We start from the raw sequence: 14,540 nt of genomic DNA, 5'->3' as shown, positions 1-14,540 counted from the left end.
TCACAATGCAGCGCGTAGCGCTTCACGAATCAGAGTTTCACTGTTAGCGTCAGGCTTAGCAATTTTACTCACCATACGGCTCGCCTCTTGTGGCTTATAGCCGAGCGCTACCAGCGCCGCCACGGCTTCCTGCTCCGCGTCGTCTGCAGACGGACCTGAAGGCGACGTGAGTACAAGGTCAGAGGCAGGCGTGAACAGATCGCCGTGCAGACCTTTAAAGCGGTCCTTCATTTCGACAATCAAACGTTCTGCGGTTTTCTTACCGATTCCAGGCAATTTAATCAGCGCCGCCGGATCTTCACGTTCAACGGCATTCACAAATTGCTGAGCAGACATGCCGGATAAGATAGCCAGGGCCAGCTTCGGGCCGACGCCGTTAGTTTTGATCAGCTCACGGAACAGCATACGTTCCTGCTTGTTGTTAAATCCGTACAGCAGCTGCGCGTCTTCTCGTACCACGAATTGGGTGAAAACAATCGCCTCTTTCCCGGCGTCCGGCAGTTCGTAGAAGCAGGTCATTGGCATATGGACTTCATAACCCACGCCCCCCACTTCCAGCAAAACTAAAGGGGGTTGTTTTTCAAGGATGGTGCCTCTGAGTCTGCCTATCACATGACGCTCCTGCGCATTAAAATAAGAACTGCCGCCATAATAAAAAAAGGCTGGATAAACATCCAGCCTGATTTGTGATTATCGTAACCTGCCTCGTGCCAGATTGAGCCGCGTGTCACTCATCTGCATTGCATTCTGGCTGACATGGCAATGCGTAATGGCAATCGCCAGGGCATCGGCGGCATCGGCCTGCGGGTTCGCAGGCAGTTTCAGCAACGTACGCACCATGTGCTGTACCTGGCTTTTTTCTGCGCTACCAATCCCGACAACGGTTTGTTTCACCTGCCGCGCAGCATACTCAAACACGGGCAGATCCTGATTCACCGCCGCCACAATGGCAACCCCGCGCGCCTGGCCCAGCTTTAATGCCGAATCGGCATTTTTTGCCATAAAGACCTGCTCTATGGCGAAATAGTCGGGCTGGAACTGGGTGATGATTTCCGATACGCCAGCGTAAATAAGCTTAAGACGCGAGGGTAAATCATCGACTTTGGTGCGGATACAGCCGCTGCCAAGGTAGGTTAACTGGCGTCCAACCTGACGGATAACGCCATAACCGGTAATGCGTGAGCCGGGGTCAATCCCGAGGATAATCGACATCACGCATCTCCCGTAAACGGTTTAAGCGCTCTCATCAGAGAGTCGCTGCAACCTCATCAGAGATTTCACCGTTGTGATACACTTCCTGCACATCGTCACAGTCTTCGAGCATGTCGATCAGACGCAGCAGTTTCGGTGCCGTTTCCGCATCCATGTCCGCTTTCGTTGACGGAATCATTGAGACTTCAGCGTTGTCCGCTTTCAGGCCAGCAGCTTCCAGTGCATCACGCACTGCGCCCATCTCTTCCCATGCCGTGTACACGTCAATCGCGCCATCGTCGAAGGTCACCACGTCTTCAGCACCGGCTTCCAGAGCGGCTTCCATGATTGCATCTTCGTCGCCTTTCTCGAAGGAGATCACGCCTTTTTTGCTGAACAGGTAAGCCACGGAGCCGTCAGTACCCAGGTTACCACCGGTTTTGGTGAAGGCATGACGCACTTCTGCCACGGTGCGGTTACGGTTGTCAGACAGACACTCAACCATCACCGCCGTACCGCCAGGACCGTAACCTTCATAAATGATGGTTTCCATGTTCGCGTCGTCATCGCCACCCACGCCACGCGCAATCGCACGGTTCAGGGTGTCACGCGTCATGTTGTTAGACAGCGCTTTATCGATAGCCGCACGCAGACGTGGGTTGGAACCCGCATCGCCGCCGCCCAGACGCGCCGCCGTCACCAGCTCGCGAATGATTTTGGTAAAGATCTTACCGCGCTTGGCATCCTGTGCCGCTTTGCGGTGTTTAGTGTTGGCCCACTTACTATGACCTGCCATAAAAATTTCCTCAAAGAGCGCGCCTTTTCAGGCTGCGTTAATTACAAATTCTTCAATCGCCTGCCGGTTGCTCCACGATTTGGTTAACGCGGCGGCATCCGCCGCATCCACCCAACGGTAGGTCAGGTGTTCCGTGAACTCGACCTCCCGCTCGCGTGGCAGCGCAATGCAAAACCAGGATTCTTTATTGCGCACAACGCCCGGCGCATAGCGATGACGTAAATGGCTAAATATTTCAAACTCCACCGTTCGCTGGCAGTCTTTCAGGGTCAGCTGCTCGGCGGCAACATCAATCAAGACTTCTTCCTTCACTTCGCGCGCGGCGGCTTGCGACGCGGTCTCACCCTCCTCCAGGCTGCCGGTAACCGACTGCCAGAAATCAGGATCGTCGCGCCGCTGTAACATTAGCACCCGCTTCGTGTCCTGGGCATAAATCACAACCAAAACAGAGACCGGGCGCTTGAACATCATATTATTTATTCTCCGACGACTCTTTTTTCACCACATCAATGCCCAGTTCAGCCAGCGAGGCCGGGTTAGCAAAGCTTGGTGCTTCAGTCATCAGACAGGCTGCCGCCGTGGTTTTCGGGAAGGCAATAACGTCACGAATGTTGTCGGTACCGGTCAGCAGCATGGTCAGACGATCCAGACCAAACGCCAGGCCCGCATGTGGAGGCGTGCCGTATTTCAGCGCGTCCAGCAGGAAGCCGAACTTCTCGCGCTGCTCCTGCTCATTGATACCCAGAATACCGAAGACGGTCTGCTGCATGTCGCCGCTGTGAATACGCACGGAACCGCCACCCACTTCGTAGCCGTTGATCACCATGTCGTACGCGTTGGCGACAGCCTCTTCCGGTGCCGCTTGCAGCTCTGCCGCGCTCATCTCTTTTGGCGACGTGAACGGGTGGTGCATCGCGGTCAGGCCGCCTTCACCGTTGTCTTCGAACATAGGGAAGTCGATCACCCACAGCGGAGCCCATTTGGTTTCGTCGGTCAAGCTCAGGTCTTTACCCAGCTTCAGGCGCAGCGCACCCATCGCATCGGCAACCACTTTCTTGTTGTCCGCGCCGAAGAAGATCATGTCGCCGTCCTGTGCGCCAGTGCGCTCAAGGATAGCGTCCACGATTTCCGCGTTCAGGAACTTCGCCACCGGGCTGGTAATGCCTTCCAGGCCCTTCGCACGCTCGGTCACTTTGATATAGGCCAGGCCTTTCGCGCCGTAAATCTTGATGAAATTACCGTAGTCGTCAATCTGCTTACGGCTCAGGCTGGCACCACCCGGAACGCGCAGCGCAGCGACACGCCCTTTCGCATCGTTAGCCGGGCCGGCAAAGACCGCGAACTCAACGGATTTCACCAGGTCAGCCACGTCCACCAGCTCCATTGGGTTACGCAGGTCTGGTTTGTCGGAACCGTAGCGGCGCTCGGCTTCGGCAAAGGTCATGATGGGGAAATCACCCAGTTCAACGCCTTTCACTTCATTCCACAGATTACGCACCAGGGCTTCCATCACTTCACGCACCTGCTCAGCGGTCATGAAGGAGGTTTCCACGTCGATCTGTGTAAATTCTGGCTGACGGTCAGCACGCAGGTCTTCGTCGCGGAAGCATTTAACGATTTGATAGTAGCGATCGAAACCAGACATCATCAGCAGCTGTTTAAACAGCTGAGGAGACTGCGGCAGCGCGTAGAATTTCCCTTTATGAACGCGGGACGGGACCAGATAGTCGCGTGCGCCTTCCGGCGTCGCTTTGGTCAGCATCGGGGTTTCAATGTCCAGGAAACCATGGTCGTCCATGAAACGACGCACCAGGCTGGTAATTTTCGCACGCGTCTTCAGACGCTGCGCCATTTCCGGGCGACGCAGGTCAAGGTAGCGGTATTTCAGGCGCGCTTCTTCGGTATTGACGTGATTGGAGTCGAGCGGCAGTGCGTCTGAACGGTTAATGATGGTCAGATCGGAGGCCAGCACTTCCACGGCGCCGGTAGCCATATCGGTATTCACGTTTTTTTCGTCACGCGCACGCACGGTGCCGGTAACCTGGATGCAGAACTCATTACGCAGTTCGGAGGCCAGTTTTAACGCATCGGCACGATCGGGATCGAAGAAGACCTGAACGATCCCCTCGCGGTCGCGCATATCGATAAAGATAAGGCTGCCGAGATCACGACGACGGTTGACCCAACCACACAGGGTAACCTGCTGCCCAACGTGGGACTGACGCAGCTGCCCGCAATATTCTGTACGCATGAGATATCCCTTAATTTAGCCGCAGGCTAAATGTCGCCTGTTGAACAGGCCACTATGTCGCAGCTTTCTGTATGTCACTAATGGGTGAAAAAAGGCGGCTATTATACTGGAAATTCCGCCGCACGATAAGAGAGAAGCGCGCCAGAGGCGCGATTGCTGCGCTCTTATTGCGCATTCTCACAAAAATTAACAAAATTATCCGATCTTCAACAGGCTTTCTCGTCGTAAGGTGTGACGAAGCAATTCATTTAACCGGAGTTATCATGTTTACACTCGACGCTGCCAAAACCGCCCTCGTGGTCATTGACCTCCAGGAAGGCATTCTTCCTTTTGCTGGCGGCCCTTATACCGCTGATGACGTAGTGGCCCGCGCCGCCCGTCTGGCAGAGAAATGCCGCACCGCTGGCGCACCGGTCATCCTGGTGCGGGTCGGCTGGTCGGCGGATTTCGCCGACGCGTTAAAACAACCTGTCGACGCCCCCGTCCCTGGCGCCTCCTTACCGGAAAACTGGTGGACCTATCCCACGGCGCTGGGCAAACAGGACAGCGATATCGAAGTCACTAAACGTCAGTGGGGCGCGTTCTACGGTACCGACCTGGAACTTCAGTTGCGTCGCCGCGGCATTGATACGATTATTCTCTGCGGGATCTCCACTAACATCGGCGTGGAATCGACCGCCCGTAACGCCTGGGAGCTGGGCTTTAAGCTGATCATCGCTGAAGATGCGTGCAGTGCAGGCTCCGCTGAACAGCACCAGGGCAGTATGACCCACATCTTCCCTCGCCTGGGTCATGTGCGTTCCACCGACGAGATTTTGAACGCGCTATGATGTACGTGGGCCTGCCCCAGTGGTCGCACCCGAAATGGGTGCGGCTCGGGATCACCAGCCTTGAAGAGTATGCGCAATACTTTAACTGCGTTGAGGGCAATACCACACTTTATGCCCTGCCCCGTGCAGAAATCGTCGATCGCTGGTATGCACAGACCACCGATAATTTTCGCTTTTGTTTCAAGTTCCCGGCCACCATCTCCCATAATGCGGCGCTGCGCAACTGCGGTGATTTAACCGAGGCGTTTTTCAACCGTCTATCGCCGCTGGCCGGGCGTATTGGACAATACTGGCTGCAATTACCGGCGACCTTTGGTCCCCGGGATCTGCCGGCGTTATGGTCGTTTCTTGACGCCCTGCCCCGCGAATTTACCTATGGTGTTGAAGTCAGACATCAGGCGTTTTTCGCCAAGGGAGAGGCTGAAATAGCGCTTAATCGTGGACTGCATGAGCGGGGAGTCAATCGCGTTATTCTCGACAGCCGCCCCGTACACAGCGCCATCCCCCATAGCGAAGCCATCATCGAGGCCCAGCGTAAAAAACCCAAAGTTCCCGTTCATGCCGTCCTGACGGCGCAAAACCCCATGGTGAGGTTTATCGGCAGCGATAACATGCAGCAAAACCAGGCGTTATTCGCCGTCTGGCTGCAAACGTTGCCGAAATGGGAACAAACCACCACGCCCTACCTCTTTTTGCACACGCCGGATATCGCCCAGGCGCCGCAACTGGTCGATGTTCTTTGGCACGCCTTGCAGCGCGCGGTTCCGTCGGTCGGTCAGCCGCCGTCCATTCCACAACAATCTTCTCTTTTCTAATTACAGCCCCTATCATAGAAGTGCCATCTGCCAATAAAAAAGGAAGTTTGTATGGTCAGCGCGTTGTATGCGGTGTTAGGTGCATTACTGCTGATTAAGTTTTCGTTTGATGTTGTGCGCCTCAGAATGCTGTATCGCGTTTCCTATGGCGACGGCGGATTCTCCGAGCTGCAAAGCGCTATCCGCGTTCACGGCAATGCGGTGGAGTACATTCCCGTGGCGTTGATTTTGCTGCTGTTTATGGAAATGAACGGCGCCGAAACCTGGATGGTGCACGTCTGCGGTCTGTTATTGATCGCCGGACGCCTGATGCATTATTACGGTTTTCACAACCGTCTGTTTCGCTGGCGTCGCTCGGGCATGAGCGCCACCTGGTCAGCCCTTGTGCTGATGGTGCTGGCTAACCTGTGGTATATGCCGTGGGAGTTGGTTTTCTCGTTTCATTAGCGCACAATACGCCACTTTATTTTTCCCGGATTTTTACGTTATGTCTGATCGCGACACGCTTTTTTCCGCGCCTATCGCCAGCCTGGGCGACTGGACCTTTGATGAACGGGTAGCCGAAGTCTTCCCGGATATGATCCAGCGCTCTGTTCCCGGTTATTCCAATATTATCTCTATGATCGGCATGCTGGCGGAGCGTTTCGTTCAACCCGGCACGCAGGTCTATGACCTGGGGTGTTCACTGGGCGCCGCGACGCTGTCCGTTCGTCGTAATATTCATCACGACGGCTGCAAAATTATTGCGGTCGATAACTCTCCGGCAATGGTTGAACGTTGCCGTCGCCATCTTGACGCGTACAAAGCGCCTACCCCGGTGGATGTCATCGAAGGCGATATTCGCCACGTCGAGATCAACAACGCTTCAATGGTGGTGCTCAATTTCACCCTGCAATTTCTGGAGCCAGACGATCGCCAGCTGTTGCTGGACAAAATTTACGCGGGGCTGAACCCCGGCGGCGCGCTGGTGCTGTCAGAAAAATTCAGCTTCCAGGATGCCACGGTGGGCGAACTGCTTTTCAATATGCACCATGATTTCAAGCGGGCAAATGGCTACAGCGAACTGGAAATCAGCCAGAAACGCAGCATGCTGGAAAATGTCATGCTCACCGACTCTGTCGAAACCCATAAAGCCCGACTGCATCAGGCAGGATTTGCCCACAGCGAGCTGTGGTTCCAGTGCTTTAACTTCGGGTCACTGGTGGCACTGAAAGGCGGTCAGGCATGATTGAGTTCGGCAACTTCTATCAGCTTATCGCTAAAAACCATCTGTCCCACTGGCTGGAGACGCTGCCCGCGCAGGTGGCCGCCTGGCAGCGCGATCAGCTTCACGGTCAGTTTAAGCAGTGGAGCAACGCCGTTGAATTCCTGCCGGAAATGACGCCTTACAAACTGGATCTGTTGCACAGCGTCACCGCCGAAAGCGAAGAGCCGCTGAGCGAAGGCCAGATGATTCGTCTTGAAAAGCTCATGCGCAACCTGATGCCGTGGCGTAAAGGGCCGTTCTCGTTATATGGCCTGAATATCAATACCGAATGGCGTTCTGACTGGAAATGGGATCGTGTATTGCCGCATCTGTCTGATTTGACCGGTCGCACCATCCTCGACGTGGGCTGCGGTAGTGGCTATCACATGTGGCGGATGATCGGCGCAGGGGCGCATCTGGCCGTGGGTATTGACCCGATGCAGCTCTTCCTGTGCCAGTTCGAAGCGGTGCGTAAACTGCTGGGTAACGATCAGCGTGCGCATTTGCTGCCGCTGGGGATTGAACAGCTCCCTGCTCTTGCCGCATTCGATACGGTCTTCTCAATGGGGGTGCTCTACCATCGCCGCTCCCCGCTGGAACATCTCTGGCAGTTGAAAGACCAGCTGGTCAGCGGTGGCGAGCTGGTACTGGAAACGCTGGTCATTGAAGGGGATGAAAACGCCGTACTGGTTCCGGGTGACCGCTACGCGCAAATGCGTAACGTCTATTTTATTCCCTCTGCACTGGCGCTGAAAAACTGGCTGGAAAAGTGCGGATTTGTGGACGTGCGTATTGCTGATGTTTGCGTCACCTCGACGGAAGAACAGCGCCGTACCGAGTGGCTCACCACCGAATCGCTGGCTGAATTCCTGGACCCGAACGATCGCAGCAAAACCATCGAAGGCTATCCGGCACCCATGCGCGCAGTGCTGATTGCGACAAAACCCTGAACGTCTGCGACGCCACTGCGGGTGAGCGCTAAGGCGAAAAAAAGGCCCCTGTTGAAATTGCAGGGGCCTGGTACGAGCAAGCATCATATTGGGCGACATGATGCGCGGTAAAAATCGTTACGTTGCTACACGTGATAACGGTCAATCATCGATTTCATTACCGCAACCGACTCTCCATCTACGCTATAGCGGGAGTACTCATCCGCTTCGGCGTCAGTCGACATTGACAACCCTGTATTGCGATACCGCATGGGCGAAGGCATCCACTTACCCGCTGAGCTATGAAGCTCTTCAACCCCTGCGTTTAAAAACATCTCCAGATTGCTGGCACGAACACCTGCACCCGCCATTATTATTGGAACACGGGAATGTGCTTTTAGTTCCGTAATTAATTGCAGTCCTTTTTCAGCAGAGGATTGCTGACCGGAGGTGAGGATACGCGCCACACCCAGTTCACCTAGCTTTTCAAACGCTTGTAGCGGATCGACGCACATATCAAAGGCTCGATGAAAAGTAACCGCCAGGCCCCCGGCGGCCTGCATAATTTGACGCATACGCGGCATATCCACATGCCCATCCGCATCCAGCAGGCCCGTTACCAGACCCGGAAACCCCAGCTCGCGCACGAGGGCGATATCATTGAGCATGGCGTCAAATTCACTGCCTGAATAACAAAAATCTCCGCCACGGGGGCGAATAATAGGATGAACCGGAATGGTCACCGTCTGGCGCACCGCGTTTAACACGCCCCAGGACGGCGTTAACCCCCCCTCTTTTGGGGCAGCACAGAGTTCTACGCGGTCGGCTCCGCAGCGTTGTGCGGTCAGAGCACACGCCGCGCTGTAACAACATATCTCCAGCAGCGCCATTCATTCCTCCTTAAATTTTGGTCACGCGCCATTTTGCCATGCCGATTCACGGAGTAACCGGCGCGACGTCACAGGCTCAGGCTTCGCTGGCAACAATTTGTTCAATCGTCCAGGGATGGAATTTAACGGTCACCTGCCCATCGGTTACCGCAAGCGTCGGGTTCGGTAATCGCTCACGCTCGCCCTTCGGTGAGCTGGTTTTAACAAAAATGCCCGGTTTGCTTAAGCCTTCATCAGACAGCAGCGCGAGCGCACGCGCATTCAGCGTGTCCGGATCGCCCGGCAGCACAATCTCGATATGCTCCCAGCCTTCGTGGGGATAGCGTTTTTCACCCGGCCAGGGCAGCTCAATAACAGTGAACTGCCAGTGCGCGACGCAGACGGGCTCGTGCAACCTGAACAGGCAGATAGGACGCCCGTTGATGATGTTTTCAGAGAGCAGCTCTCCGCACTGTTCAAATCCGCGACGCCAGCGTTCCGCTGTTGCATTTTGATGGCAGCGCAAAGAGATGTGATCGGCATCAAGAGGCGCAATATCCAGCCCCAATCGGGTGGCAAGTTCTGTGAACGCCAGGGTGAATCGTGGTAAATCTGCGGAAATATCATGCAGTTCGTCAAGGGTTTGCCAGTGCGCCATCAGGGTTCTCTCATCCACGTACAAAACCGTTAATTTACTCTGTTGAGCAGCCCTAACCAACCGTCAATTTGTCCCTTTCTTCTCTGCATGTTTATGCAGCTTTGCTTTGCTTAATTTCTGCGCACTGTTGAGCGCCTGCAATGCTGACGCCAGGTGCCATTTGCAGTATACTCCCGCCCTAAATTCTAAAACGGGTGCGGGTGGTCGTTAACCCTCATCAATAAGGTAAGGTATCCAGGTGAATATTCAGGCTCTTCTCTCCGAAAAAGTCAGTCAGGCACTGATTGCCGCAGGCGCCCCTGCGGATTGCGAACCGCAGGTTCGTCAGTCAGCAAAAGTACAGTTTGGTGACTATCAGGCCAATGGCGTGATGGCCGTAGCGAAAAAACTGGGCATGCCGCCACGACAACTCGCTGAGCTGGTGCTGACGCATCTGGATCTTGACGGTATCGCCAGCAAAACGGAAATTGCCGGGCCGGGCTTTATCAATATCTTCCTGGAGCCTGCATTCCTGGCGCGTCACGTTGATGACGCACTCAAGTCGGATCGCCTGGGCGTTGCTCAACCCGATGTGCAGACTGTGGTGGTTGACTACTCGGCACCCAACGTCGCCAAAGAGATGCACGTAGGCCACCTGCGTTCAACCATTATCGGCGATGCTGCGGTTCGTACGCTCGAATTCCTGGGGCACAAAGTCATTCGCGCTAACCACGTTGGCGACTGGGGTACGCAGTTCGGGATGCTTATCGCCTGGCTCGAAAAGCAGCAGCAGGAAAATGCCGGCGAAATGGCGCTGGCCGATCTGGAAGGTTTCTATCGTGATGCGAAAAAGCATTACGACGAGGACGAAGCCTTTGCTGAACGCGCCCGTAGCTACGTGGTGAAGTTACAGGGTGGCGACGCCTACTTCCGCGAAATGTGGCGCAAGCTGGTTGACATCACCATGTCCCAGAATCAGCTCACCTACAACCGTCTGAATGTGACCCTGACGCGTGATGATGTCATGGGTGAAAGCCTGTACAACCCGATGCTGCCGGGTATCGTTGAAGATTTAACCGCCAAAGGGCTGGCGGTGGAAAGCGAAGGCGCAACGGTCGTCTTCCTGGATGAATACAAGAACAAAGACGGCGAACCGATGGGCGTTATCATCCGTAAAAAAGATGGCGGCTATCTCTATACCACCACCGACATTGCCTGCGCGAAGTACCGCTACGAAACGCTGCACGCCGATCGCGTGTTGTATTACATCGACTCCCGCCAGCACCAGCACCTGATGCAGGCGTGGACCATCGTGCGCAAAGCGGGCTACGTGCCGGATTCCGTTCCGCTGGAGCACCACATGTTCGGCATGATGCTCGGAAAAGACGGCAAGCCGTTTAAAACCCGTGCGGGCGGTACGGTGAAGCTGTCCGATCTTCTGGACGAAGCGCTGGAACGCGCCCGTCGTCTGGTGGCGGAAAAGAACCCGGATATGTCCGCAGACGAGCTGGAAAAACTGGCGAACGTGGTCGGTATTGGCGCGGTTAAATATGCCGACTTGTCAAAAAACCGTACCACAGACTACGTGTTTGACTGGGATAACATGCTGGCCTTTGAAGGGAACACGGCGCCTTATATGCAGTACGCCTACACCCGCGTACTCTCTGTATTCCGTAAAGCCAATATCGATGAAAGCACGCTGGACCACGCGCTCGTCGTTATCAACGAAGATCGTGAAGCCCAGCTCGCGGCGCGTCTGTTGCAGTTTGAAGAGACGCTCACCGTGGTCGCGCGCGAAGGTACTCCGCATGTGATGTGTGCTTACCTGTACGACCTGGCGGGATTGTTCTCAGGCTTCTACGAACACTGCCCTATTCTCACCGCAGAGAACGAAGAGATCCGCAACAGCCGCCTGAAACTGGCGCAGCTTACCGCGAAAACGCTGAAGCTGGGTCTGGATACGCTCGGCATTGAAACCGTAGAGCGTATGTAATCGCAGGCAAATAAAAAACCCGGCAATCGCCGGGTTTTTTATTATCAGAAATACTTTCTCAAATACTCCGTTAAACACAAAATCGCCATGGCCTGACCGTAAGGCATAGACGTTAACGGGATCTGGCGATAGAACTCCAGATTGCTACCCATGCCGGTGCCAAATGACGTCTGGAGCAACTCCCCTTCAGGTGAAATGTTTTTCACGATGCCACGAATCGCCTTCTCAGCGACCTCTGCATACTCCGCCCCGACATAGCGCTTGCGCACGGCTTTCAGAATTCCGTAGGCAAAGCCTGCCGTCGCCGATGCTTCAAGATAGGAGTCAGGATCGTCGAGCAGGGTATGCCACAACCCGCTCTCATCCTGACATTTGGCCAGCGCCGCGATTTGCGCATTCAATACCTGGACCAGATAACGGCGAACCGCACTGTTCTCCGGTAAGTCCACCAGTTCCAGGAAGTCCGGGATAACGATGGTCAGCCAGCTGTTACCGCGCGCCCAGCGTGCTTTCGCAAAGTTATGCTGCCCGTCGTAGTTCCAGCCGTGGAACCACAGACCCGTCTCCCGATCCATCAGATTCTGTACGTGCAGCAAGAACTGATAGATCGCTTCTTCCACATACTCCGGGCGATTGAGCAACTTACCAATCTTCGCCAGCGGCAGAACCGTCATCATCAGGGTGTCATCCCACATCTGTTGATGATTCTCTTCCGCCAGCGTAATGTGCTGCATGCCGCCGTGATCCGTGCGCGGCATCTCGTTCATGGCCCATTCCGCCCAGCTCTCCAGCCACGGCAGCCAGGCTGGGGTGGGCTTCTCTTCGTAGCAGTAGGCAAGCGTCAGGAACGGGGCCATGGTATTCACGTTTTTGGTCGTGGCGCCTTCCGCGAAGCGATCGGTAAACCAGTTGTCGATAATGGCGCGCATGGCAGCATCCCCGGTCTGGCAGTAATACTGCCAGATACCGTAGAGGCCCACACCGTGCGTCCATTCCCAACCCGCCCATCCTTTGGTGTCGATAACGCGCCCGTCGTCCAGCCGCAGCAGAAATTCGCCGGTTTTATCGTGGATATTGACCAGGCTAAATGTCACCTTCTCAATCAACGATTTCAGTTCATCCCGGGCAATGAAATGCTCTGGCTGACGCAGTAATGGGCTATGTTTGACAGGCCAAACCTTCATATTCTTAACCTCTGTGATATGTCGAATTCAGTACCGCGCGATCCTTCAGGGAAGGTGCAACCGGTTTATTACGATTCAGATAACCAATATTGTTGTTTCCCCACAATGATTCGTACGGCATACCGGCCAGCAGTTCAACGGTAGCTCGCGCCTCCGGCGTCGCGGTTTCCGGCATGGCATGACCAGACTCACGCATTTTGGCGGTCTCTTCGCGAAGGGTACTGTGGGTTTGAAGATTGAGTTTGAAGCGCAGCGAGACCAGGAAGCCACAAATCAGTACCAGAATGGTCCCGACGCTCAGGATCATCAGAATGGTGTGGCTGACTTCCTCAGGCTGCGTTTTCTGTCCGCTCACGAAGCCGGACATCTGCATGACGATCCCGACCAGCATGATGGCGCCAGCCTGTGAGGCTTTACGGGTCAGGGTCATAATACCGGCGAAGATCCCTTCACGGCGCTGCCCGGTAATGACCTCATCCACATCGGCAATATAGGTGTAGATGTTCCAGGGCACATAGTTGATCCCCCCGCGACCTAAACCGGCAACCGCAGAGACCAGCAGCAGCAGAGCGTAAACGTCGCTCAGCCCGGCGTAATAGAGCACGGCGTAAGAGACAGACGCCAGGCCAAACAGCACCACCACCATGCGATACGACGGTGCCGGTCCAAAGCGGATGCACAGCGGTATCATGGCGATAACGGCAATAAACTGGAATATAGCCATGGTGCCCAGCAGGTTTGAAGCCACTGACGCTTCCTGCATCAGCACGAACACCACGTAGTAGGTAAAGACCGCGTTGAAGACGTCCTGGGCAATATAGCCCCCCAGATACATCCCCAGATGCTGGCGGAAAATCTTCACCCGCAGCGTGGAGCTTAACTCGACGAACAGGCGATTCAGGCTCTGGCCCAGCGTCAGTTTTTTCTTCTCCTCTTCTGCGCGCAGCGCAGCTTCAGACCACTCTTCACGCGGACGTTCCCAGGTGAAGAACCAGACAAAGGTCAGCATCATCGCGCACAGCACCGAGAAGACCAGGCTCGCGTAGAAGAAAGAGACCGCATTATCTTTACCGAAATGCGTCAGCAGAATGCCTGGCAGGAAGGAGGCTAAGATAGCCGACATCTGCGCCATTGAGATACGGGCACCGGAGAATTTGGTTTTTTGTTTAAAATCGTCGGTCATTTCCGGCACCAGCGTTTCGTACGGGACCAGAATCATGGTGTAGACGATATCAAAGATCAGGTAGGTGAGAAGGTAATACCAGAAGCTCATGTCCCCGACCCACATTAATGAGTAGCTGAACACGAACGGAATACCCAGCAGGATAAAGAACTTACGTCTGCCAAAGCGTTTGCCAAGCCAGGTGGTGCCGAAATTATCGGTAAGGAAACCCATTAACGGGCTGACAACCGCATCAAGCACCCTTGCGGCGGCAAAGATAAAGGTCGCCTCTATCGGCGTGAGTCCACAGAAGGTTGTGTAGAAGTACAATAGCCAGGCGGCGGTCAGCGCTGTCGTGCCCGCTCCCAGAAAATCGCCCGACCCATAAGCAAGATAATTTGCGAGTCCTATTTTACGTGTTTTCATTGCCGTCAACCCTTTAAGTGTTGGGAGACTCCCTGTAAGCAAATCTCGTCCGGGAGTTTTTACACGGCTACAGTAAAAGTATCGATGTGTTGATACCTTTCTGTTTCTGCCATCACGCGGGAGGCGATGGCAAAAATGCAAAGAGTATCGCTACGCGTGTCACTGATTTATAAAACAGCGTTTCTTTTGCATCAAAAGGCAGGGTCATATT

General features: G+C 54.8%; 15 protein-coding genes. 6 read left to right on the top strand and 9 right to left on the bottom strand.

Annotated features, from left to right (window positions below; translation table 11 throughout):
- From ruvA to aspS, 5 genes are all read right to left on the bottom strand, one after another.
- A complete protein-coding gene (ruvA, locus tag LZP96_RS09405) occupies positions 1-612 on the bottom strand; it encodes a Holliday junction branch migration protein RuvA (RefSeq protein ID WP_064326512.1) in 612 nt (203 codons plus the stop codon).
- A 78-nt stretch (positions 613-690) separates the two neighbouring features.
- The gene (gene ruvC, locus LZP96_RS09400; protein ID WP_045444124.1) at positions 691-1,212 is read right to left on the bottom strand and encodes a crossover junction endodeoxyribonuclease RuvC; all 522 of its coding nucleotides are present in this window, start codon (positions 1,210-1,212) and stop codon (positions 691-693) included.
- 34 nt (positions 1,213-1,246) lie between these two features.
- On the bottom strand, positions 1,247-1,987 hold the full coding sequence (locus LZP96_RS09395) for a YebC/PmpR family DNA-binding transcriptional regulator (RefSeq protein ID WP_064326513.1): 741 nt from the start codon (positions 1,985-1,987) through the stop codon (positions 1,247-1,249).
- A 27-nt stretch (positions 1,988-2,014) separates the two neighbouring features.
- On the bottom strand, positions 2,015-2,458 hold the full coding sequence (gene nudB / locus LZP96_RS09390) for a dihydroneopterin triphosphate diphosphatase (protein WP_064326514.1): 444 nt from the start codon (positions 2,456-2,458) through the stop codon (positions 2,015-2,017).
- 1 nt (position 2,459) lies between these two features.
- Positions 2,460-4,238, bottom strand: a complete 1,779-nt coding sequence (aspS, locus tag LZP96_RS09385; RefSeq protein WP_064326515.1) for an aspartate--tRNA ligase — start codon at positions 4,236-4,238, stop codon at positions 2,460-2,462.
- 263 nt (positions 4,239-4,501) lie between these two features.
- Here aspS and LZP96_RS09380 point away from each other — a divergent pair, with 263 nt between their 5' ends.
- The 5 genes from LZP96_RS09380 to cmoB are packed head-to-tail and all read left to right on the top strand — an operon-like array spanning position 4,502 to position 8,079.
- Complete coding sequence (locus LZP96_RS09380) at positions 4,502-5,068, top strand: hydrolase (RefSeq protein WP_064326516.1); 567 nt, start codon at positions 4,502-4,504, stop codon at positions 5,066-5,068.
- The gene (locus tag LZP96_RS09375; protein ID WP_064326517.1) at positions 5,065-5,883 is read left to right on the top strand and encodes a DUF72 domain-containing protein; all 819 of its coding nucleotides are present in this window, start codon (positions 5,065-5,067) and stop codon (positions 5,881-5,883) included. Before LZP96_RS09380 ends, LZP96_RS09375 begins: the two co-directional genes overlap by 4 nt.
- A 51-nt stretch (positions 5,884-5,934) precedes the next feature.
- Complete coding sequence (locus LZP96_RS09370) at positions 5,935-6,330, top strand: MAPEG family protein (RefSeq protein WP_064326518.1); 396 nt, start codon at positions 5,935-5,937, stop codon at positions 6,328-6,330.
- Positions 6,331-6,370: 40 nt separating this feature from the next.
- Positions 6,371-7,111 (top strand): carboxy-S-adenosyl-L-methionine synthase CmoA, encoded by a 741-nt coding sequence (gene cmoA / locus LZP96_RS09365; protein ID WP_064326519.1) that lies wholly within the window; start codon positions 6,371-6,373, stop codon positions 7,109-7,111.
- A complete protein-coding gene (cmoB, locus tag LZP96_RS09360; protein ID WP_064326520.1) occupies positions 7,108-8,079 on the top strand; it encodes a tRNA 5-methoxyuridine(34)/uridine 5-oxyacetic acid(34) synthase CmoB in 972 nt (323 codons plus the stop codon). The genes cmoA and cmoB overlap by 4 nt, the downstream gene beginning before the upstream one ends.
- 125 nt (positions 8,080-8,204) lie before the next feature.
- Here the strand turns inward: cmoB and cutC are convergent, their stop codons facing one another.
- Both cutC and LZP96_RS09350 read right to left on the bottom strand, forming a co-directional pair.
- Positions 8,205-8,948: a copper homeostasis protein CutC gene (gene cutC, locus LZP96_RS09355; protein WP_064326521.1), complete on the bottom strand. Its 744-nt coding sequence runs from the start codon at positions 8,946-8,948 to the stop codon at positions 8,205-8,207.
- Positions 8,949-9,024: 76 nt separating this feature from the next.
- Positions 9,025-9,585: a VOC family protein gene (locus LZP96_RS09350; protein WP_064326522.1), complete on the bottom strand. Its 561-nt coding sequence runs from the start codon at positions 9,583-9,585 to the stop codon at positions 9,025-9,027.
- 238 nt (positions 9,586-9,823) lie between these two features.
- Here LZP96_RS09350 and argS point away from each other — a divergent pair, with 238 nt between their 5' ends.
- Positions 9,824-11,557: an arginine--tRNA ligase gene (gene argS, locus LZP96_RS09345; protein WP_064326523.1), complete on the top strand. Its 1,734-nt coding sequence runs from the start codon at positions 9,824-9,826 to the stop codon at positions 11,555-11,557.
- Positions 11,558-11,601: 44 nt separating this feature from the next.
- On the opposite strand, the gene bglB is transcribed toward argS, so the two are convergent.
- Both bglB and LZP96_RS09335 read right to left on the bottom strand, forming a co-directional pair.
- Positions 11,602-12,741, bottom strand: coding sequence for a beta-galactosidase BglB (gene bglB, locus LZP96_RS09340; RefSeq protein WP_064326524.1), 1,140 nt, complete (start codon positions 12,739-12,741; stop codon positions 11,602-11,604).
- A 4-nt stretch (positions 12,742-12,745) separates the two neighbouring features.
- The gene (locus tag LZP96_RS09335) at positions 12,746-14,329 is read right to left on the bottom strand and encodes an MFS transporter (protein WP_064326525.1); all 1,584 of its coding nucleotides are present in this window, start codon (positions 14,327-14,329) and stop codon (positions 12,746-12,748) included.
- Positions 14,330-14,540 lie beyond the last annotated feature (211 nt).

Origin of the sequence: Huaxiibacter chinensis (genome assembly GCF_022171985.1) — a bacterium.
Lineage (GTDB): Bacteria > Pseudomonadota > Gammaproteobacteria > Enterobacterales > Enterobacteriaceae > Enterobacter > Enterobacter chinensis_A.
Note: the sequence above shows the minus strand (reverse complement) of the source record. Positions and strands in the feature narration are given on the sequence as shown.

Excerpts from the sequence above, each read along its gene's own strand:
- ruvC (WP_045444124.1), bottom strand. The coding sequence starts at position 1,212 with ATGTCGATTATCCTCGGGATTGACCCCGGCTCACGCATTACCGGTTAT.
- LZP96_RS09395 (WP_064326513.1), bottom strand. The coding sequence starts at position 1,987 with ATGGCAGGTCATAGTAAGTGGGCCAACACTAAACACCGCAAAGCGGCA.
- nudB (WP_064326514.1), bottom strand. The coding sequence starts at position 2,458 with ATGATGTTCAAGCGCCCGGTCTCTGTTTTGGTTGTGATTTATGCCCAG.
- aspS (WP_064326515.1), bottom strand. The coding sequence starts at position 4,238 with ATGCGTACAGAATATTGCGGGCAGCTGCGTCAGTCCCACGTTGGGCAG.
- LZP96_RS09380 (WP_064326516.1), top strand. The coding sequence starts at position 4,502 with ATGTTTACACTCGACGCTGCCAAAACCGCCCTCGTGGTCATTGACCTC.
- LZP96_RS09375 (WP_064326517.1), top strand. The coding sequence starts at position 5,065 with ATGATGTACGTGGGCCTGCCCCAGTGGTCGCACCCGAAATGGGTGCGG.
- LZP96_RS09370 (WP_064326518.1), top strand. The coding sequence starts at position 5,935 with ATGGTCAGCGCGTTGTATGCGGTGTTAGGTGCATTACTGCTGATTAAG.
- cmoA (WP_064326519.1), top strand. The coding sequence starts at position 6,371 with ATGTCTGATCGCGACACGCTTTTTTCCGCGCCTATCGCCAGCCTGGGC.
- cmoB (WP_064326520.1), top strand. The coding sequence starts at position 7,108 with ATGATTGAGTTCGGCAACTTCTATCAGCTTATCGCTAAAAACCATCTG.
- cutC (WP_064326521.1), bottom strand. The coding sequence starts at position 8,948 with ATGGCGCTGCTGGAGATATGTTGTTACAGCGCGGCGTGTGCTCTGACC.
- LZP96_RS09350 (WP_064326522.1), bottom strand. The coding sequence starts at position 9,585 with ATGGCGCACTGGCAAACCCTTGACGAACTGCATGATATTTCCGCAGAT.
- bglB (WP_064326524.1), bottom strand. The coding sequence starts at position 12,741 with ATGAAGGTTTGGCCTGTCAAACATAGCCCATTACTGCGTCAGCCAGAG.
- LZP96_RS09335 (WP_064326525.1), bottom strand. The coding sequence starts at position 14,329 with ATGAAAACACGTAAAATAGGACTCGCAAATTATCTTGCTTATGGGTCG.